At 49.2% G+C, this 848-nt stretch carries 1 protein-coding gene; it reads right to left on the bottom strand.

Translation table 11 applies throughout. From position 1 onward, the window contains the following. Positions 1-796, bottom strand: a 796-nt coding sequence (gene tssI / locus EAE90_RS23260; protein ID WP_246551123.1) for a type VI secretion system tip protein TssI/VgrG, incomplete at its 3' end; no start/stop codon positions are given. Between the last annotated feature and the right edge of the window lie 52 nt (positions 797-848).

Genomic DNA, 848 nt, shown 5'->3' with positions numbered 1-848 from the left:
AGCGGTCGTTCATGGCCTCTATGGGATGAGATTGCAGGGTAAAAATTTTGCCCGGCCGAAGCCGGATACAGTTGGTTTTGGCGGTGCCGACTTTGCTGTAGTTTCGTAACTGCTCCAGCCGCAATTGAGTAAAAGGTTTTCCTTCCGCATCCCACTGGAAACGCCCGTAACTTTCAAACACCGAATAATGCCCGCTATCGTCGGTTGCTTCCCGGTGTTCAAGTGCGTAGTTGGGGTTAAGAAAGTTACGATCTTTCTGGACCGTACCATTTGGGCACAGGTATTCGCCATAACTCCATTGGTACGCCGTGGTATCGGTCTCGTCCGTTTCAGGATGCGTATTATAAGTCAGATCGATACCCGCCCGCATGCCCAGATAGCAGTCACAGAACAACAGCTGTTTTTCATCAAACCAGAAAATAATGCCCTCTTCCGCCGCCAGTCGGCACCAGAAATCATAGGCGGATTCGCGTTTTTGCGTGGTGTACTCCCGTTCGGCATGGCGTTTATAGAGCGTATCGCGGGTAAATAAAATACGATGCTCTTTAAGCAGGATCGTTAAGATTTCCGGTACAGACTTCCGATGGAAAATACGGCTATCCTGATTGAGCGTCATCAGCCACATTGTAGGGCGGATAGTGAAAATATAAAAAGTGCGACGGCCATCGGTATTATCCTGTTCAGCTCCGGTTATCAACCCATTAATAGTCCGTTCGGGGATGCCATTGCGGGTAATGGTCAGTGACGCGCTGTCCCCCAGCTGTTCATTCAGGGGAATGTCATCACGTGAGCTCATCACTTTTAACGTCAGGCGATAAAGCTGCGACAGCTCTTCATGTAAAGTAAAT

The organism is Photorhabdus caribbeanensis (genome assembly GCF_018448885.1).
Classification (GTDB): Bacteria; Pseudomonadota; Gammaproteobacteria; order Enterobacterales; family Enterobacteriaceae; genus Photorhabdus; species Photorhabdus caribbeanensis.
The sequence above is the reverse complement of the archived record's forward strand: the minus strand, read 5'-3'. Positions and strand labels throughout refer to the sequence as shown.